At 72.3% G+C, this 18,943-nt stretch carries 12 protein-coding genes; 7 read left to right on the top strand and 5 right to left on the bottom strand.

The genetic code is table 11. From position 1 onward, the window contains the following. The first annotated feature begins 10 nt into the window (after positions 1-10). On the top strand, positions 11-250 hold the full coding sequence (locus ABJI51_RS12420; protein ID WP_348950281.1) for a hypothetical protein: 240 nt from the start codon (positions 11-13) through the stop codon (positions 248-250). A gap of 256 nt (positions 251-506) precedes the next feature. Further along, a complete protein-coding gene (locus ABJI51_RS12415; protein ID WP_348950279.1) occupies positions 507-5,975 on the top strand; it encodes an ATP-binding protein in 5,469 nt (1,822 codons plus the stop codon). A gap of 78 nt (positions 5,976-6,053) precedes the next feature. On the opposite strand, the gene ABJI51_RS12410 is transcribed toward ABJI51_RS12415, so the two are convergent. Continuing rightward, positions 6,054-6,800 carry a hypothetical protein gene (locus tag ABJI51_RS12410; protein ID WP_348950278.1) on the bottom strand — a complete coding sequence of 249 codons (747 nt, stop codon included), beginning with the start codon at positions 6,798-6,800 and terminating at the stop codon, positions 6,054-6,056. A 175-nt stretch (positions 6,801-6,975) separates the two neighbouring features. Here ABJI51_RS12410 and ABJI51_RS12405 point away from each other — a divergent pair, with 175 nt between their 5' ends. Continuing rightward, on the top strand, positions 6,976-8,295 hold the full coding sequence (locus ABJI51_RS12405) for a M14 family zinc carboxypeptidase (protein WP_348950276.1): 1,320 nt from the start codon (positions 6,976-6,978) through the stop codon (positions 8,293-8,295). Between the two features lies 1 nt (position 8,296). Here ABJI51_RS12405 and ABJI51_RS12400 read toward each other — a convergent pair whose 3' ends face one another. Together ABJI51_RS12400 and ABJI51_RS12395 are read right to left on the bottom strand one after the other, a co-directional pair. Beyond that, positions 8,297-9,328 (bottom strand): class I SAM-dependent methyltransferase, encoded by a 1,032-nt coding sequence (locus tag ABJI51_RS12400; protein ID WP_348950275.1) that lies wholly within the window; start codon positions 9,326-9,328, stop codon positions 8,297-8,299. Positions 9,329-9,388: 60 nt separating this feature from the next. Further along, positions 9,389-10,150, bottom strand: a complete 762-nt coding sequence (locus ABJI51_RS12395) for a PadR family transcriptional regulator (protein WP_348950273.1) — start codon at positions 10,148-10,150, stop codon at positions 9,389-9,391. A 158-nt stretch (positions 10,151-10,308) separates the two neighbouring features. On the opposite strand from ABJI51_RS12395, the gene ABJI51_RS12390 reads away from it, so the two are divergent. Further along, positions 10,309-13,137 carry a PQQ-dependent sugar dehydrogenase gene (locus ABJI51_RS12390; protein WP_348950272.1) on the top strand — a complete coding sequence of 943 codons (2,829 nt, stop codon included), beginning with the start codon at positions 10,309-10,311 and terminating at the stop codon, positions 13,135-13,137. Between the two features lie 26 nt (positions 13,138-13,163). On the opposite strand, the gene ABJI51_RS12385 is transcribed toward ABJI51_RS12390, so the two are convergent. Continuing rightward, complete coding sequence (locus ABJI51_RS12385; protein WP_348950270.1) at positions 13,164-14,051, bottom strand: SDR family oxidoreductase; 888 nt, start codon at positions 14,049-14,051, stop codon at positions 13,164-13,166. Between the two features lie 124 nt (positions 14,052-14,175). On the opposite strand from ABJI51_RS12385, the gene ABJI51_RS12380 reads away from it, so the two are divergent. After that, a complete protein-coding gene (locus ABJI51_RS12380; protein WP_348950269.1) occupies positions 14,176-15,084 on the top strand; it encodes a LysR family transcriptional regulator in 909 nt (302 codons plus the stop codon). Positions 15,085-15,218: 134 nt separating this feature from the next. Here ABJI51_RS12380 and ABJI51_RS12375 read toward each other — a convergent pair whose 3' ends face one another. Continuing rightward, entirely contained in the window at positions 15,219-16,121 is a 903-nt protein-coding gene (locus ABJI51_RS12375) for a LysR family transcriptional regulator (RefSeq protein ID WP_348950267.1), read from the bottom strand. A 70-nt stretch (positions 16,122-16,191) separates the two neighbouring features. On the opposite strand from ABJI51_RS12375, the gene ABJI51_RS12370 reads away from it, so the two are divergent. Together ABJI51_RS12370 and ABJI51_RS12365 are read left to right on the top strand one after the other, a co-directional pair. Beyond that, on the top strand, positions 16,192-17,160 hold the full coding sequence (locus ABJI51_RS12370) for a YeiH family protein (RefSeq protein ID WP_348950265.1): 969 nt from the start codon (positions 16,192-16,194) through the stop codon (positions 17,158-17,160). A 119-nt stretch (positions 17,161-17,279) separates the two neighbouring features. Further along, positions 17,280-18,773 carry a sialidase family protein gene (locus tag ABJI51_RS12365; protein ID WP_348950263.1) on the top strand — a complete coding sequence of 498 codons (1,494 nt, stop codon included), beginning with the start codon at positions 17,280-17,282 and terminating at the stop codon, positions 18,771-18,773. The last annotated feature ends 170 nt before the right edge of the window (positions 18,774-18,943 follow it).

Genomic DNA, 18,943 nt, shown 5'->3' with positions numbered 1-18,943 from the left:
GGAGACCGCGATGACCTTCGACTTCGTCGGCCGCTGGCTGGGCAGGCATCGCGACCGCCCCGGCGTCACCGTCGACCTGTCGTGCGGCGGGCGGGTCACGCTGCGTGAGATCGACGGGCGGCCCGTGCTGGCCGTCACCACCGCGCCCGGGCCCGACGGGCGGTGCGACGTCGCCGCCGTGCCGTTGTCGGAGGCCGAACGTCGCGAGCTGGGCCAGGTTCTCGAATCGGACGTCCTGCTCGCCTCCTGAGCGATTCCGCGTCACCTGCCGTTCCCCTGGCCGTAGGCTGCCCGTGCGCTTTGTGGCAGACCTCGCGGGAAACCCGGTCCCGACAGTGTGGCGCGGGTCGCTTTTTGGAGGGTTCCCACAAAGCAGCCGCCCCGGCATGCGCCATGGCGGACATTGGTCCACCCGGCTGTCATCCAGCAGGGTGTAGACAGGTGCAGGCGACGTTCCCGGACAGGTTCGTCGCCTTCTGTGCGTGGGTACTTGGGAGGCTCAGCCGGTGTTCAGTCGTGTTGCCATCGTCAACCGCGGAGAGGCCGCGATGCGGCTCATCCACGCCGTCCGGGACCTGTCGGCGGAAACCGGGACGCGGATCGAGACGGTCGCCCTCTACACCGACGCGGACCGCACTGCCACGTTCGTCCGTGAGGCCGACCTGGCCTACGACCTCGGTCCCGCTTCGGCACGCCCGTACCTCGACCTCGCCAAGCTGGAGCGGGCGCTCGTCGAGACGAAGGCCGACGCCGCGTGGGTCGGCTGGGGCTTCGTCGCGGAGGATCCCGCGTTCGCCGAACTGTGCGAGAAGGTCGGCGTCACCTTCGTCGGCCCGAGCGCCGAGGCGATGCGCAAGCTCGGCGACAAGATCGGCGCGAAGCTGATCGCCGAAGAGGTCGGTGTCCCGGTCGCGCCGTGGAGCCGCGGCGAGGTCGCCACGCTCGAAGACGCGCTGAAGGCCGGCGAGCAGATCGGCTACCCGCTGATGCTCAAGGCCACCGCGGGCGGCGGCGGGCGCGGTATCCGCAAGGTGTCCTCGGCCGACGAGCTGGCCGACGCCTACGAGCGCACCAGCTCCGAAGCCTTGCGTGCCTTCGGGTCCGGCGTCGTGTTCCTGGAGCGCCTGGTCACCGGCGCGCGGCACGTCGAGGTCCAGGTGATCTCCGACGGCGCGACGGCGTGGGCGCTGGGTGTCCGCGACTGCTCGGTGCAGCGGCGCAACCAGAAGATCATCGAAGAGTCGGCCTCGCCCGTCCTCGCGCCGGAGCAGGCCGCCGAGCTGAAGGCCTCGGCCGAGCGGCTCGCCGTGGCCGTCGGCTACCGCGGCGCGTGCACCGTCGAGTTCCTGTACCACCCCGGCGAGAAGCTGTTCGCCTTCCTCGAGGTCAACACCCGCCTGCAGGTCGAGCACCCGATCACCGAGATCACCACCGGCACCGACCTGGTGAAGCTGCAGCTGCACGTGGCGAACGGCGGGAAGCTCGAAGGCACCCAGCCCGCCGAGCTCGGCCACGCCATCGAAGCGCGCCTCAACGCCGAAGACCCCGACCGCGACTTCGCCCCCTCCCCCGGCCGCATCGCGCGGCTCGCCCTGCCCGCCGGGCCCGGCATCCGCGTCGACACCGGCGTCAGCGAGGGCGACACCATCCCGGCCGACTTCGACTCGATGATCGCCAAGATCATCGCCTACGGCCGCGACCGCGACGAGGCGCTGGGCCGCCTGCGCCGCGCGATGGCCGAGACCACCGTGATCATCGAGGGCGGCGCGACCAACAAGAGCTTCGTGCTCGACCTGCTCGACCAGCCCGAGGTGATCGACGCCAGTGCCGACACCGGCTGGATCGACCGCGTCCGCGCCGAAGGCCGCCTGGTCACCCACAAGCACTCCGCGATCGCGCTCGCCGCGGCCGCCATCGAGGCCTACCAGGACGAGGAAGAGGTCTCCGTCCAGCGGCTGCTGTCCACCGCGCACGGCGGGCGCCCGCAGGTGCAGCACGAGACCGGCCGCCCGCTGGACCTCAAGCTCCGCGGCGTCGGCTACCGCGTCAGCGTGGCCCGCGCCGGCCGGACGCGGTTCCGCGTCGGCATCTCCGCCGGCGCGTCGGACGTCCACCACGCCGACGTCGAGATCCACCGCTTCGACGCCCACAGCGGCCAGATCCTGGTCAACGGGCAGCGGTTCCGGCTGGTGGCGGCCACGCACGGCCCGATCCACCTCGTCGAGGTCGACGGCGTCACCCACCGCATCAGCCTCGACGAGGGCGGCGTCGTCCGCTCTCCCGCGCCCGCGCTGGTCGTCGCGACGCCGCTGGCCGTCGACGACGAGGTCGAAGCCGGCGCGCCGATCCTCGTGCTGGAGAGCATGAAGATGGAGACGGTGCTGCGGGCGCCGTTCCGCGCCCGCGTCCGCGAGTGCCCGGTGTCGGTCGGCAGCCAGGTCGGGACCGGCGCGCCGCTGATGCGCCTGGAGCCGCTGGGCGACGACGCCGGGGAAGCGGCCGCCGACAGCGGCGAGACCATCGAGATCGACCTGCCGCCGGTGCCGGACGGCGGGTCCGCGGCCGAGCGCGTCGAACGCGGCCTGCTGGATCTGCGCAGCCTGCTGCTCGGCTTCGACGTCGACCCGGCCGAGCGCAAGCGGCTCGTCTCGGCCTACCTGGCCGCGCGCGCCGAGCTCGGCAACCGGCCGGTCGAGGGCGAGCTGGACCTGCTCACCGTGTTCGCCGACCTGTCCGAGCTGAGCCGCAACACCCCCGGCGGCGAGGACACCGCCTCGAACAGCGCGGTGCACAGCCCGCGCGAGTTCTTCCACAGCTACCTGCAGAGCCTCGACGTCGAGCGGGCCGGGGTCTCCGAAGGCTTCCAGGCGCGGCTGCGGCAGGTGCTCGGGCACTACGGCGTCACCGACCTCGACCGCACGCCCGAGCTGGAAGCCGCGGTGTTCCGGATCTTCCTTGCGCAGCAGCGGATGGCGGCCGACGTCGCCGTCGTCTCGGAGCTGCTGCGGCAGTGGCTGGCCGGTGCGCCGCCTGCCGAGGCGCTGAGCGAGCGCGCCGGGCTGGTGCTGGAGCACCTGGTGGAGGCCACGCAGGTGCGCTTCCCCGCGGTGTCGGACCTGGCCCGCGGCGTGGTGTTCCGCTGGTTCGCCCAGCCGCTGCTGCGCCGCAACCGCGCCCGCGTCTACGCCGCCGTCCGCGACGAGCTGCGCTACCTCGACCAGCACCCGGACGCGCCGGACCGCGCCGACCGGATCCAGGCGATGATCACCGGCTCGCAGCCGCTGGTCCGGCTGATCGGGCAGCGGATCGGGCGGCCCGGCCACGACCACGCGCCGCTGCTGGAAGTGCTGACCCGCCGCTACTACGGCAACCGGCGGCTCTCCGGCGTCACCGTCCGCGACGCCGGCGGCTCGCGCTGGCTGACCGCCGAGCTGAACGCGCCCGGAGGCGTGCTGCCGCTGGTCACCACCGCCGTCGACATCGCCGGGCTGCCGGACGCGCTGCGGGCGCTGGGTGAGGTCGCCACCGACGGCGTGGTCGCCGACCTGTACCTGCGCTGGGAGGACCAGCCGGACGTCGACGCGGCCGCCGAGCGGCTCGGCGCGCTGCTGGCCGAGCACGGGGTGCCCGCGAGCGTGCGCCGCGTCGTGGTCACCGTGGCAGGTACCGGCGGTGCCGTGATGCACCACCACTTCACGTTCGAGCGCGACGGCGCGGGTTTCGCCGAGGACCGGCTGATCCGCGGCCTGCACCCGCAGATCGCGCAGCGCCTGCAGCTGCAGCGGCTGCGCGAGTTCGACCTCACCCGGCTGCCCTCGGCCGACGAGGAGATCTACCTGTTCAAGGCCGTGGCGAAGACCAACCCGGCCGACGAGCGGCTGATCGCGATGGGCCAGGTCCGCGACCTGACGCCGCTGCGCGAAGCCGACGGGCGCCTGGTCGCGCTGCCCGCGCTCGAGGACGCGGTCACCGCGTGCCTCGACGCGATCCGCAACATCCAGGCGCAGCGGCCGCAGAACAAGCGGTTCGACACCAACCGGATCATGATGTACGTGTGGCCGCCGACCGACCTCACCACCGAGGAGCTGAACACCCTCGTCCAGCGCATCCTGCCGACGTCGGTCGGTGCCGGGCTGGAGGAGGTCCAGTTCCTGGCGCGGCGGCGCACGGACGCGGGCAAGCTGACCGAGCTGGCCGTCCGGATCGCGTTCGATCCGGGGCACGGCGCGCGGCTGCACGTCGGGGCGCCCTCGACCGAGCCGGTCAAGCCGCTGGACGACTACCGCCTCAAAGTGCTGCGCGCGGCGCGGCGCGGCAACGTCTACCCGTACGAGCTGACCGACCTGCTCGCCGGGCCGCAGGGCACGTTCACCGAGCACGACCTCGACTCCGACGGCGTGCTGGTGCCGGTGGACCGGCCCAAGGGCAAGAACTCCGCGGCCATCGTCGCCGGTGTCGTCACGACGCCGACCGAGCGGCACCCCGAGGGCGTCACCCGGGTCGTGCTGCTCGGCGACCCGACGAAGTCGCTGGGTGCGCTGTCGGAGCCGGAGTGCTCGCGGGTCATCGCGGCGCTCGACCTGGCCGAGCGGATGCAGGTGCCGCTGGAGTGGTTCGCGCTGTCCTCGGGCGCGCGGATCTCGATGTCCTCGGGCACCGAGAACATGGACTGGGTGGCCGCGGCACTCAAGCGGATCGTCCACTTCACCCAGGACGGCGGCGAGATCAACATCGTCGTCAACGGCATCAACGTCGGCGCCCAGCCGTACTGGAACGCCGAAGCCACGATGCTCATGCACACCAAGGGCATCCTGGTGATGACGCCGGACTCGGCGATGGTGCTCACCGGCAAGCAGGCGCTCGACTTCTCCGGTGGCGTGTCGGCCGAGGACAACTTCGGCATCGGCGGCTACGACCGCGTCATGGGCCCGAACGGCCAGGCGCAGTACTGGGCGCCGAACCTGCCTGCCGCGCGTGACGTGCTGATGGCGCACTACGACCACACGTACGTGGTGCCGGGCGAAGCGGGTCCGCGCAAGGCGGGTACGAACGACCCGGTGAACCGGGACGTGTCGACGTACCCGCACGCGATCGCCGGCAGCGACTTCACGACGGTCGGCGAGATCTTCTCGGCCGAGCACAACCCGGACCGCAAGAAGCCGTTCGACATCCGCACGGTGATGCGCGCACTGTCCGATCAGGACCACCCGGTGCTGGAACGCTGGGCGGGCATGGCCGACGCCGACACGGCGGCGGTGCAGGACGTGCACATCGGCGGCTGGCCGGTCTGCCTGGTCGGCATCGAGTCGCGGTCGGTGCCGCGGCGCGGCTTCCCGCCCACCGACGGCCCGGACGCCTACACCGCGGGCACGCTGTTCCCGCGGTCGTCGAAGAAGACCGCGCGGGCGATCAACGCGGCGTCGGGCAACCGGCCGCTGGTGGTGCTGGCGAACCTGTCCGGGTTCGACGGCTCGCCGGAGTCGCTGCGCAAGCTGCAGCTGGAGTACGGCGCGGAGATCGGCCGGGCGATCGTCAACTTCGAGGGCCCGATCGTGTTCTGCGTGATCTCCCGCTACCACGGCGGCGCGTTCGTGGTGTTCTCCAAGGCACTCAACCCGAACATGACGGTGCTGGCCCTGGAGGGCTCGTTCGCCTCGGTGCTGGGCGGCGCCCCGGCGGCAGCGGTGGTGTTCTCCGGCGAGGTGAACAACCGCACGGCCGCCGACCCGCGCGTGACCGAGCTGCAGGCCAAGGTGGCGGCGGCGAGCGGCGCTTCCCGCGCGGTGCTCAGCGCACAGCTGGCCGAGGTCCAGGCGTCGGTCCGCGCGGAGAAGGTCAGCGAGGTGGCGGCCGAGTTCGACCGGGTGCACAGCATCCAGCGCGCGGTCGAGGTCGGCTCGGTGGACGCGATCATCAGCGCGGCCGAGCTGCGGCCGCGCATCATCGAGGCGATCGAGCACGGCCTCAAGAAGTAACGTCACCCGCGGAGGGCGGCACTTTCACGTGAAAGTGCCGCCCTCCGGCGTTCCCGCCGGGAGCGGCGCCCTGCCGGCTCAGGCCCGGAGCATGACGATCGGGTAGGCGATCGTCGTGACGCGGAAGCCGTCGTGGCGATCCAGGTACGAACCGCGGATCCGGTAGAGGACGTCGACCATCTTCGGCGGACCCAGCCGCCCGGACCGGACCAGTTCGCGCAGCCCGAACGGACGCGCGGCGCCGTCGCCGCGCATTTCCCGCAGCCCCGACGCGATCCGGTCCAGATCGAGCGAGTAGAGCATCTGGAGCAGCGAGACACCGGAAACGTAGTGGGCAGGCCCGTCCGAGTGCGGGAATTCGGGAATCAGGTAGAGGGCGCCGATCTTCCGGCGACGACCGGCGCTGATCACCTGCTCGAGCGGCCGGTCCGAAACCCACAGCGCCGTCCCGCTTTCCCGCGAGCCGTCCGCGGGCGGTGGCAGCAGCACCGACCGGACTTCGCAGGTCTCCCGGCGGAAGGTCCGGCGCAGCTCCCGCCAGTCGGCATCGGGCAGGCTGGGATCGGGCAGCGCGTTGTCCCAGGAGTCGTCGATGCTCGGCCGTGCCAGGCCGAGGATCTCCTGGCCGCCCAGGTGTGCGCAGACCGTCTCCAGCTTCTCGGCGAGGCCGGCGGGAATCTGCGTCACCGCTCCCTGGAGCCCGACCGACGGGCTGATCCCGGCGCTGATCGTGTAGGTCGGCACGCGCCGCACCTTGGGCTTGGTCACCAGCTGCGAGTAATAGCCGTCCAGTCGTGCTTCGTCGACGTAGAGCGGTTCGATCACTTCGCCCCCTCGGTGGTCCGCGAAGCCCATGCTACGGGGCCGCCCTCCGGCGTTCCCGACTTTCGGGGGTATGGCGGGTTTGTTCCCGGCCGACACACTGTGCGTGCCGGTACGGTGACCGTGGGCTCGCGGTCCGTGCCGGGCGTCCATCCGTGCGGCGTGAGGAGATCCCCCGATGGCGTCAAGGTCCCTGTCCCGGCTCGCCCTCGCGGCGACCGGTGCCCTGCTCACCACCCTGCTCGGCGGCACCGCCGGCGCGCAGGCGGCGGACACGCCGGTGTTCTGGCGCGTCCCGGCCACCGCGGCCCAGGCGCAGGCACTGGGCGAGCTGGGATTCGACGTCGAGGAGGGGGACGCGGGCAGCGTCAACGTCGTCGGCGGCCAGGCCGTCGCGGCGAAGCTGCGGGCGCTGGGCTACCGGCCGTCGTTCTTCGACACCGTCTACAAGCCGCTGCCCGCGGAGACGAACCGGCTGGCGGCCGACACCTACTACGGCGGCTACCACACCGTCACCGCGCACGAGAACCATCTCGCGCAGGTCGCCTCGGCGCACCCGGACCTGGCCACGAAGTACACGATCGGCCAGTCGTGGAAGAAGCTGCAGGGCCAGGGCGGCCACGACATCCAGGCCATCTGCCTGACGAAGAAGCAGGCAGGCGACTGCACGCTGTCGACGACGTCGCCGAAGCCGAAGTTCTTCCTGATGGCCCAGATCCACGCCCGCGAGCTGTCCACCGGCGAGCTGGCCTGGCGCTGGATCGACTACCTCGCCGACGGGTACGCCACCGACGCGACCGCGAAGTCCATTCTGGACACCACCGAGGTGTGGGTGGTGCCGATCGCCAACCCCGACGGCGTCGACATCGTCGCCTCCGGCGGCAACTCGCCGAAGCTGCAGCGCAAGAACGCCAACAACTCCCGCGGTGGCTGCAGCGGCACCAACATCGGCGTCGACCTCAACCGCAACTCGACGTTCAAGTGGGGCGGCGACTCGAACTCCCCCTGCTCGGAGACCTACCAGGGCACGAGCGCCGGTTCCGAGCCCGAGGTGCAGGCGCTGGAGAAGCTGGCCCGCGCGATCTTCCCGGACCAGCGCGGCACCGCCGACACCGACCCCGCGCCGTCGACGGCCAAGGGCACGATGATCACGCTGCACAGCTACGGCAACGACATCATCATCCCGTGGGGCTTCACCCAGGCCACCTCGCCGAACGACGCGCAGTACCGCAGGCTCGGCGCGAAGTACGCCGCGTCCAACGGCTACCTCGTGGGCACGAACACCGAAACCGTCGGCTACGACACGACCGGCACCACCGACGACTTCACCTACGGCGTGCTCGGCGTCGCGAGCGTGACGTTCGAGGTCGGCGGCTCCAGCGGCACCTGTGGTGGTTTCCTGCCGCGGTACACCTGCATGGACAGCACGTTCTGGCCGAAGAACAAGGGCGCGTTCGTCACCGCCGCCAAGGCCGCGGCGGCGCCGTACCAGCAGTGAGTCAGGGACGGCAGACGTAGATGCAGTTCTGCGGACGCGGGGAATCCAGCACCTCGACGTGCCGGAACCCCGCGTCCGCGAGCATTTCCGTGGCCTTTTCCGTGCCCCACATGGCTCCCAGCGCGGCGCCGCCCTCGGCCAGCGACGTCGTCGTGCAGTACATCAGGCTGATGGCATAGCAGAGCGGGGCCAGCGGGTTGCCGATGTTCTTCTCGACGTGGCTGGAGAAGTTGGTGTCCACCATGAAGAACAGGCCGTCCGGGGCGAGGGCGCCGCGGATCCGGCGCAGCACGACGTCCGGGCGGTCCTGGTCGTGGACGGCGTCGAACGCGGTGATCACGTCGTACGGCGGGTCGGCGGTCAGCTCGGCGGCGTCCCCGACGAGGAACTCGGCGTTCGGCAGCCCGGTTTCCCGTGCCTGCTCGACGACGCGCGGATTGATGTCCAGGCCGGTGAAGCGGGACGCGGGGAACGCGCGGGCGGCGACCGCGATCGCGTTGCCGGTGCCGCAGCCGAGGTCGAGCACGCGCACCCCGGCCGTCAGCCGCTCCTTCAGGCCCGGGACCGCGCCGAAGAAGCCGTCCACCAGGTGCTCGCGGTAGATGTGCTTCCAGCTGTCGCCGGTCTTGGCGCCGAGGCTTTCCAGGTAGGGCCCGTACGCCGAGCGCGGGACACCGCCGCCCTCGGCGAACGCGCGTTCCAGGTCGGGCAGGATGCCGGTGAACGCGCTCAGGGTCAGCAGTGACGGCATGAGGTTCGCCGCCGTCTCGCCGAGCAGGTACTTCGCGTGGCCGGGCGGGAAGGCGTACTCCCGGCCGTCGTAGGTGAAGATCCCGCCGGTGACCATCGCGCCGAGCCACTCGCGCACGTACCGCTCCTCCAGCCCGGCCCGCGCGGCGAGGCCCTCGCTGGTGGCCGGACCTGCCGCGGCCGCTTCGAGCAGTCCGGTGCGGTGGCCGATCCCGATCAGCATGGTGAGCGCACTGCCCGTCATGAGGTCGGTCAGGTGCGCGGCGAAGTCCGTTTCCTCCATGCGGCCCGACCCTACCGGGCACCGGCGGCGGACCGTCCGATGTGGACGGCCCGCCGCGGGTCAGGCGTCCTCGTCCTCCAGCCCGGCGTCGGCGAGCACCGCGTAGACGCGCCGGCGTGCGTCGGCGAGGATCTTCTTCACCTCGGCGACCTGTGCCTCGGTCCCGCTGTAGCCGACCTGGGCTGCCGCGCCGGACAGTTCCCCGAGCGCGTGCCACAGGGCGGCGAAGCGGTCGGCGCCGGGCTCTTCCTCGGGTTCCTCCCAGAGCGCGGCGAACTCCGCTTCGCGGCCGGCGACGTGCTCGCGGCCCGCGTCGGTCAGCTCGGCGACGCGGCGCCCGCCGGACTCGACCGTGTGGACCAGGCCCTCGTCCTCCAGCTGCTGCAGGATCGGGTAGACCGAGCCGGGGCTGGGCCGCCACCGGTCGTGGGTGCGGCGGCGGATTTCCTGCATCAGCTGGTAGCCGTGCATCGGCTCCTCGGCCAGCAACGCCAGCACGGCCGGGCGCACCGGACGTGCCGCCGGGCGGCCGCCGCGGAAGTCCCGCACGCGCTGGAACGGCCCGGCGCCGCCGAACCAGCCGCCGGGCCCGCCGAACGACCCCGGGCCGCCGGGGAACCCCGGGAAGCCGGGGGGCTGCGGCGGATGGGGTGGATGCGGCGGGAACCCGCCCGGCGGCCCGCCGCGGGCCAGCTCGGGGCCGCCGTCCCAGTCCTCGTGGCCCGGGATGCCGTGCTGCGGGTGCGGGTGACCGGGGTGCGGGTGGCCGGGGTGGCCCCCGAACCCGGCGAAGATCCGACCTGGCCCGGCACTCATCTCCATGATTCCTCCTCGGATTGCCGTATCGCCGACACTTCGACGATATATCGCCGGTCGATCGACCGCAAGATGCCTGGTCACGGATGCGTCAAGGTGCCCGATCGGGTGAAACCGACATCGCCCTTCGAGCGACTGGGGAGCTACCGGGAAAGGGGACCGCCATGGCTCTCGGAAGAGTTCGCGCACTCCGCACCGCGCTGACGACCGCCGTACTGGCCGGGCTCGTGCTGCCCGTCGTGGCCCCGGGGGCCGGCGCGGCAGCGCTGCCGCCCGGCTTCGTGCTGCGGGAGACCGACACGGGCCTCGGCCAGTACCAGCTGACCGACTTCGCGCCCCTGCCCGGGGGTTCCGTCCTCGCCACCGGCAAGGACGGCCGGGTTCGCTGGGTCCCGGAGACCGGGACCGGCCGGACGATCGCGGCGCTGCCGACCCGCACGGTCAGCGACCTCGGCCTGACCGGGATCGCCGTGGCCCCGGACTACGCGACCTCGCACACGATCTACCTGACGCGGTCGGTCGACACGACCAGCGGCTTCGTCATGCGGTTGTCCCGGTTCACCGTCACCGTGGACGCGGCGGGCACGCCGTCCGGGCTGACCGGCGAGCTGCCGCTGTTCGAGGTGCCGGGCTTCCACAACGTCCACGGCATCGACACCGTCGCCGCCGCCGCGGACGGGACGCTGTGGCTGTCGATCGGCGACGCCGCCGACTTCACCAAGGTGGACACGGGCGCGTTCCGGGCCCAGGACGTCAACCAGCCCTACGGCAAGATCTTCCACCTGGCCGCCGACGGCACGGGCGTCCCGGCCAACCCGTACTACGACGCGGCGAACCCGGGCTCGACCGCGAGCAAGGTGTTCGCGCGCGGGTTCCGCAACCCGTTCCGGTTCGGCATCGACCCGAACCTCGGCCTGCCGGTCGCCGGCGACGTCGGCTGGAACTCCTGGGAAGAGGTCGACGTCGTCCAGCGCGGGGCCAACCAGGGCTGGCCGTGCTGGGAGGGCACCCACCCGACACCGGGCTACAGCGGGCTCGCGGAGTGCGCCGGGGTGGCGAACCAGCCGCCGATCTTCGAGTACCAGCACGGCAGTGGCCCCATGCAGGGCAACAGCGTCACCGGCGGGATCGTCTACAACGGATCCAGCTACCCGGCCGCCTACCGCGGGGCCTACTTCTTCGGCGACTACGTGACGCACAAGATCTGGACGATGACGTACGACGACCAGGGCAGGCTCACGCGAGGCCCGGAAAGTCCGCCCGTCTTCACCGACATCGGCGGCCCGGTGAGGTTTGCGGCGGCGGCCAACGGCGACATCGTCTACGCGGACATCCTGTCAGGGAAGCTGCGCCGGCTGAGCTATTCGGCGGGCAACACGGCTCCGGTGGCGAACGCGTCGTCGGCCACCGACCCGGCCACCCGGACGGTTTCCTTCGACGGCTCCGCGTCGGTCGACTACGACAACGACCCGCTCACCTACGACTGGGCCTTCGGCGACGGCACCGCCACCGCCGCCAACGCGGGCCCCCAGGTGAGCCACACCTACGCGGCGGGCACCGAGTCGTTCACCGCGACGCTGACCGTCCGGGACCCGCTGGGCGCCACCGGCACGACCACCATCACGGTCGCGCCCGGCAACCACACCCCGCAGCTCACGCTGACCACGCCGGGCGACACCACGACCTTCGCGGTGAACCAGCCGGTCACCCTCGGCGCGGCCGCGACGGACGCCGAGGACGGTTCCCTGCCGATCACGTGGACCTCCGCCGTCCGGCACTGCCCGAGCGAGGCGACGTGCCACGCGCATCCCGGCATCGGCGGGACCGGGGCGAGCTTCTCACTGCCGTTCACCGAGCACCCGGACTCCCGGATGGACTTCACCGCGACCGTCACCGACAGCGCGGGCGTCTCGACGTCGAAGACGTACACGGCGATGCCGCGTCGGCACCGGATCACCCTGCTCAGTACGCAGCCTGCCGCGTTGAGCATCCCCGTCGAGGGCGGCGTAAGCACGGCGCTGGTGACCGAAGGCGCCACCTTCGACGTCGTGGCCGCGCCGCTGGGCACCGACGGCGTCTCGAAGTTCACCGGCTGGCAGGGCGGACCGGCGGAGACGACGTGGATCGTCACCGTCGGCGCAGGCGACCTGACGCTGACCGCCAACTACGCGACCCCGATCGACCAGCGCTACGACGCCGACCCGGCGCTGCGGGCGAAGCTCGGGGCGCCGACGGCGGCCGAGGTCACCGACGGCCCGGTCCACTACCGGACCTACGCGAACGGCAGGCTGTACTGGAGCGCCACCGGCGGCACCCGGTACGTCATCGGCCCGGTGCTGGCCAAGTACCTCGCGTTCGGCGGGCACGCGAAGCTCGGCCCGCCGACGACCGACACCACGGCCACGCCGGACGGCGCGGGGCAGTACAACCACTTCGTCAACAACGGCAACGTCGGGTCGATCTACTACACGGCCGCGACCGGTGCGCACGCGATCTACGGCGAAATCCGCAAGAAGTGGGCCGCGCTGGACTACGAACGCGGCCTCGGCTACCCCACGACCGACGAGCTCGGCACGCCGGACGGCGCGGGGCAGTACAACCACTTCGTCAACAACGGCAACGTCGGGTCGATCTACTACACGACCGCGACCGGTGCGCACGCGATCTACGGCGAAATCCGCAAGAAGTGGGCCGCGCTCGGCTACGAACGCGGCCTCGGCTACCCCACGACCGACGAACTCGGCACCCCCGACGGCATCGGCCGCTACAACCACTTCAGCCTCGGCCACTCGATCTACTACACGACCGCCACGGGCGCGCACGCGGTCAAGGGCGAGATCCGCAAGCGGTGGGCGGCGCTGGGGTGGGAACGGTCCTACCTCCGCTATCCGAGAACGGACGAGTACGTGACGAACGGGGTGTACCGCAGCGACTTCCAAGGCGGCTACATCACCTACACGCTCGCGACCGGCGCGGTCGACCGCCCCTGGTGACCCGTTCCGGTTCCCGCCCCGGCCGGTCAGTCCGTGAAGTAGTGCCCGGCTTCGAGGTCGGCGACCAGCCCCGGCCGTTCGGGGACCCAGCCGAGCCGCTTCTGCGTCAGCACGCTCGACGCGGGCGCGTCCGGGCCGGTGAAGTGCGCGAGCCAGCCGAAGTGGCCCTCGACGTCGGACACCGGCTGCACCGGGACGCCGAGCTGCCGCCCGATGACCTCGGCGATCACCTTCAGCGGCACGCCTTCGTCGCCGACCGCGTGCAGCCGGGCGCCTTCGGGCGCCGCCTCCACGGCCAGGCGGTACACGCGGGCCGCGTCGAAGCGGTGGACCGCGGCCCAGCGTCCGGAGCCGTCCCCGGGGTAGCCCGAAACGCCCTTCTCGCGCGCGAGCCGGATCAGCGCGGGAACGAACCCGTGCCGGTCGCCCTCGCCGTGCACCGAGTGCGGCAGCCGCAGCACCGAGGCACGCACGCCCCGCGCGGTCAGCGCGAGCGCGGCGTCCTCCGAGGCGGATCGCGGGAACGCCGGATCGGCCGCGTCCTCTTCGGTGGCCAGCCTGCCCGGCGCCACCGGCCCGGTCGCCGCCGTGACGACCAGAGCCTTCCCGGAGCCTTCGAGGGCATCGCCGAAGGCGGCGATCGCCGTGCGGTCGGTCGCCGCGGCGGCGGCGATGTCGGCGAAGTCGTCGTGGACGTAGGCGGTGTGGACGACGGCGTCGGCCTCGGCGGCCGCGGCGCGCAGGCCGTCCAGGTCGGTCAGGGTGCCGCGGCGGACCTCGGCGCCGGTGGCCGCGAGCGCCGCGGCCTTGGCGTCCGAGCGGGCGAGACCGAGGACGTCGTGCCCGGCGTCCAGCAGTTCCCGGACGACGGCGCTCCCGACGAACCCCGTCGCGCCGGTGACGAACACACGCATTTCTGCTCCTCGTGAGGATGGTGGTGACTGTGCTTCCATCGTTGGGCCGCGGCGGCGCGCGCGTCCAAAGCCTGATCCGCATCGCGCAATACGCTCCAGGCATCACCGCAGTTAGGCTGGGTGCATGTCCGACCTCGACCTGCGGCTGGTCCGGTACTTCACAGCGGTCGCCGAGCACCGCCACTTCGGGCGCGCCGCGGCGGCCCTGCACACGACCCAGCCGTCGCTGAGCAGGCAGATCCGCCGCCTGGAGGGCCAGCTCGGGGCGCGCCTTCTCGACCGCACGCCCCAGGGCACCCGGCTGACCGAGGCAGGCGAGGTGTTCCTGCCCCGCGCCCGCGAGCTGCTGCACTCGGCCGAGCAGGCGGCGGCGAGCACCCGCGCGGCGGCGGCACCGAGCCGGATCACGATCGGGTACCTGACCAACCTGTACGTCACGCCGGCAGTGCGCGAGCTGCGCCGCCGTCACCCGGAGGCGGAGGTGCTGACCCGGCACCTCGGCTGGACCGAGGTCCGCGCGGCCCTGCTGGATCACCGGGTGGACGTGGCGGTGGCCCGCCTGCCGTTGCGGACCGGCAAGCTGCGCGTGCGGGTGCTGTACGACGAAGAGCGGGTGCTGGTGGTGCCGGCCGACCACCGCCTGGCGGGCCGCGAGTGGGTCACGCTCGACGACATCGCGGACGAGCCCCTCCCCCGCCTCGACGACCCGGAATGGAACGCGTTCTGGCGCATCGACCCCCGCCCGGACGGCACCCGCGCCCCGGACGGCCCCCTGGTCGGCAGCTACGACGAGAAGTTCGAGCTGATCGCGGCCGGCCAGCTGGTGGCGATCGTCCCGGCGGGCGCGCGGTACAGCCGCCTCCGCCCGGACGTGACGACGGTGCCGCTGCGGGGTGTCGAGCCATGCCAGGTGGTCCTGGCAACGCGGGCAGCCGACCACGGCCCCCTCCTCGCCGCGGCCTGCCGGATCCTGACCGCCCAGCTGACCGGACCGGAAGCCGCGAGCCTCACGGGCCTGCAACCGGCCCCGTGAAGGGACCCGCGCAGCCCCACAGGCCCGCAACCATCCCCACGCACTTCCGTGAATGGCACATTGAGGGACATAGAGTCCGTGAATGTGCCATTCACGGACTTCGGGACCCGGGCGCAGCAGGCCGGGCCAGGACTTCAGGACTGGCCGGACTTCACCGCCAGCGTCAGCAGGTCCGCCGCCGCCCCTGCCAGGCGGCGGCCCGCCGGCCAGACCGCGCGCAGGACGCGGCCCAGCTCCACCCCCGTCACCGTGACCGGGACCAACCGCCGTCCCGCGACTTCGCGGACCACGTCCAGCTCGCTGATCACCGCCGGGCCCGCTCCGGCGATCACCGCGTTGCGGACCGCCGAGGCCGAGCCCAGCTCCAGCAACGGCTTCACCGGGCCCGCTCCCGCCCGGCGCAGCGCTGACTCGACCGTCTCCCTGGTGCCCGAGCCTGGCTCGCGGACCACCAGCGGCGTCGCGGCCAGCTCCGCCGCGGTCAGCGGGCGGCGGCGGCGCGCCCACGCGTGGCCCGCCGGGACCACGACCACCAGCCGGTCCGCCGCCACGCGCCGCGTCGCCAGGCCCGGCCAGGGGCCCGGCGACTCGACGAACCCGAGGTCCACGCGGCCGCGGGCCACCAGGTCGGCGACCTGCTCGGAGTTCACCACCTCGAGCCCGACGTAGGTGTCGGGTCCGGTGCGCTTGATCTCGCCGATCCACGCCGGCACGAAGTGCTCCGCCAGCGTCATGCTCGCCGCCACCCGCAGCTGTGCGCCGCGCTGGGTGCGCAGGGCCTCCGCGCCCGTGCGCAGTCCGTCCACTTCGGTCAGGACGCGGTGGGCCCAGCCCGCGATCACCCGGCCGTCCGGGGTCAGTGCCGACCCACGGCGGGTGCGGTCCACGAGGGACAGTCCCAGCTGGCGCTCCAAAGTGGACAGCCGCTTGCTCGCCGACGGCTGGGCGATGCCGAGCGCCCCGGCCGCCTGGCCGATGCTGCCGAGGTCGTCGACGAGCACCAGCAGCCGCAGCGAGTCGAGATCCGGTCCGGTCATACCCGAAGTCTATGACCTCCTCCGCAACCGGCGGCTACCGCACAGCCGGAGTCCGGGCGACGCTGTCCTCATGGCACTGATGACTGCTCGCACGTCCGGTCTCGCGATCACCGGGCTGGGAGTCGCCGCGGCGTACGCGCTGAGTTCGGCGTGGCCGGTCCTGGGCGCACTCACCGTCGCGGTGGTGCTGGGCGTCGTCACCGGGAGCACCCCGGTCCTGACCGAAGAGCAACGCCGGGCTGTCGCGGGCGTCACGAAACGACTGCTGCGCGCTGGTGTCGTACTGCTCGGGCTGCAGCTGGCCGTGCCGGCGGTGCTGGCGCTCGGGCCCGGCACGCTCGCCGCCGTGGTCGTGACGGTCGCGGTCACCTTCCTCGGCACGCTCGGCCTCGCCCGGCTGATCCGCGTGCCGCGCAGTCTCGCCCTGCTGGTCGCCACCGGCTTTTCGATCTGCGGCGCCTCGGCGATCGCCGCGGTGGAGGGCGTGGTCGAGCGGGACGACGAAGACGTCGCGACCGCCGTCGCCCTCGTCACCTGCTACGGCAGCCTGTCACTGGCCGTCCTCCCGCTGCTCGCCCGCGCGCTCGGCCTGGACGCGACGCGGACGGGCAGCTGGGCGGGGATCTCGGTGCACGAGGTCGCGCAGGTCGTCGCGGCGGCCGGGCCCGCCGGTGCCGCCGCCGTCGGGATCGCCGTCGTGGTGAAGCTGAGCCGGGTCGTGCTGCTCGCGCCGGTGGTCGCGCTCGTCGGCGCCACCGAACGCACCCGCCGCGCCGGGCACGCGCCGCTTGTCCCCCTGTTCGTCCTCGGGTTCCTGGCCATGGTCGCCGTCCGCAGCACCGGGCTCGTCCCCGCGTTCGCGCTCGACGTCGCGAAGACCGCCTCGACGCTGCTGCTCGCGGGCGCGCTGTTCGGGCTCGGCTGCGCCGTCCGGCTCGGCTCGCTGCTGCGCGGCGGCGGCCGGGCACTGCTCCTGGGCCTGCTGTCCACGCTGGTCGTGCTGGCGACCGGGTTCGGCACCCTGGCCGCGTTCACCTGAAGTTTTCCTTGCGGACACGTATAGGTCGTTATACGCGAAGTTGTACGGGTCTTGTACGGGCCGCGTCGACGCTACGGCCGAGACGTAGGACGTAGAACGACCCGTAGGGAGCTTTCACCGTGAAGATCACCCGACTCGCCCAGGGCCTGCTGGCCGGGCTGCTGGGGTGCGCAGCCGTCGCCGTCCCGGCGGCCGTCGGTTCCGCGGCGGCCCAGGCCGACGTGTCCAGCACGCTGGTGTTCAACAAGAACACAGAAGGTCACGACTGTTACCGCATTCCCACCGTCGTCAAGGCGAACAACGGCGACCTGCTCGCCTTCGCCGAAGGCCGCAACGGCGGCGCCAGTTTCTGCAACGACCTCGGCGAAATCGACCTCGTCATGAAGCGCTCCACCGACGGCGGCAAGACGTGGGGTGCGCTGGAGACCGTCATCAAGGCGAACGGTGACACGAAGGGCAACCCGGCGCCGATCGTCATCCCGGGCAGCAACCGGATCGCGCTGCTGTCGACGATGCAGTGCTACACCAACCCCTCCTGCGGCCGCGTGCCGCGCGTGTCCATCAGCGACGACAACGGCAGGACGTGGGGCGCGCCGCGTGTGCTGACCACGGAACTGGGCTTCGCGAGCGCGCCGGGCTGGCTGGCGACCGGGCCGTCGCACGGGATCGTGCTGACCCGCGGCGCGCACGCCGGCCGCCTGGTCGCCGGGGTGAGCTGGACGATCGGCGGCAAGAACACCGGCGCGCTGGTCTACAGCGACGACAAGGGCGCGACGTGGCACCGCGGCGCGACCGACTCGCCGACGACGGCGATCAACCCGCAGGAGATCAGCGTCACCGAGCTGCTCGACGGCCGCGTCTACGCGGCGGCGCGCAACCAGGCCAACGACGACAACAAGTGCCTGGAGGGCGGCACGCGCAACCGCGCGTTCGCGATCAGCTCCGACGGCGGCGCGTCGTTCAGCACGAAGTTCACCTTCGCGACCGACCTCGTCGCCCCGACGGTCCAGGGCTCGACGGCCCGGATGAGCGCCACCGACACCGGCGGCAAGTACAACCGCGTCGTGTTCGCGGCACCGTCCACTTGCGACCGTCGCAAGGAGCTGCGGGTGCATTCGTCGTTCGACGAGGGCGCAAACTGGACCGGCACGGCGGGCAGCCTGCTGGTGTGGGGCCAGGACGCGGCGTACTCGGACATGGTGCAGCTGTCCCAGTCGTCGGTGGGCGTGCTGTTCGAGGCGGGCCCGGAGTTCCACGCGAACGACACGATCCGCTACGCCACGGTGACGGAGGCAGCACTCGGCGCGCCCGCCTGCGGTGGCGGCTACAGCGTGATCGACTCGGCGCCGCTGGGCACGGCGGGCACGGTTTACCTGTCGTACAACGCTTCCAACGGCAAGAACTGCGTCAGCACGATGAAGAGCACGTCCGCGGGGGCGGCCACGGCGACTTCGGCCTACCTGGAGGTCCAGGGTGCTTCGCGGATCACCGACTCGGGATCGTTCGCGTACTTCGCGGGCCCGGTCACCGCGACGGCTGCGGACAAGTGCGTCAAGTGGGGCGGCACGGCAGGCGGCCAGTCGTACGCCAGCGAATTCGAGCACTGCGGCTGATTTCGTGGTGGCCGGGCCCCGGGCCCGGCCACCGCGGTCCTTGATCGAACCGGCCGCCACGTATCCGGACGCCGGCCGTTTCGGGCTTTTCCCGACCCCGGCGGGCGGGACCCGCCCCCTGGCCGGGTCCCGCCCGCTCTCTCCCCCCAGAGTTCCGGCGAAGTCGCGCT

The sequence above is a fragment of the Amycolatopsis melonis genome (assembly GCF_040064235.1).
Taxonomy (GTDB): Bacteria; Actinomycetota; Actinomycetes; order Mycobacteriales; family Pseudonocardiaceae; genus Amycolatopsis; species Amycolatopsis melonis.
This window is presented reverse-complemented; position numbering and strand designations above follow the sequence as displayed.

Bases quoted from the DNA above. Each gene is read 5' to 3' on its own strand.
- ABJI51_RS12420 (WP_348950281.1), top strand. From the start codon at position 11: ATGACCTTCGACTTCGTCGGCCGCTGGCTGGGCAGGCATCGCGACCGC.
- ABJI51_RS12405 (WP_348950276.1), top strand. From the start codon at position 6,976: ATGGCGTCAAGGTCCCTGTCCCGGCTCGCCCTCGCGGCGACCGGTGCC.
- ABJI51_RS12400 (WP_348950275.1), bottom strand. From the start codon at position 9,328: ATGGAGGAAACGGACTTCGCCGCGCACCTGACCGACCTCATGACGGGC.
- ABJI51_RS12395 (WP_348950273.1), bottom strand. From the start codon at position 10,150: ATGGAGATGAGTGCCGGGCCAGGTCGGATCTTCGCCGGGTTCGGGGGC.
- ABJI51_RS12390 (WP_348950272.1), top strand. From the start codon at position 10,309: ATGGCTCTCGGAAGAGTTCGCGCACTCCGCACCGCGCTGACGACCGCC.
- ABJI51_RS12385 (WP_348950270.1), bottom strand. From the start codon at position 14,051: ATGCGTGTGTTCGTCACCGGCGCGACGGGGTTCGTCGGGAGCGCCGTC.
- ABJI51_RS12380 (WP_348950269.1), top strand. From the start codon at position 14,176: ATGTCCGACCTCGACCTGCGGCTGGTCCGGTACTTCACAGCGGTCGCC.
- ABJI51_RS12375 (WP_348950267.1), bottom strand. From the start codon at position 16,121: ATGACCGGACCGGATCTCGACTCGCTGCGGCTGCTGGTGCTCGTCGAC.
- ABJI51_RS12370 (WP_348950265.1), top strand. From the start codon at position 16,192: ATGGCACTGATGACTGCTCGCACGTCCGGTCTCGCGATCACCGGGCTG.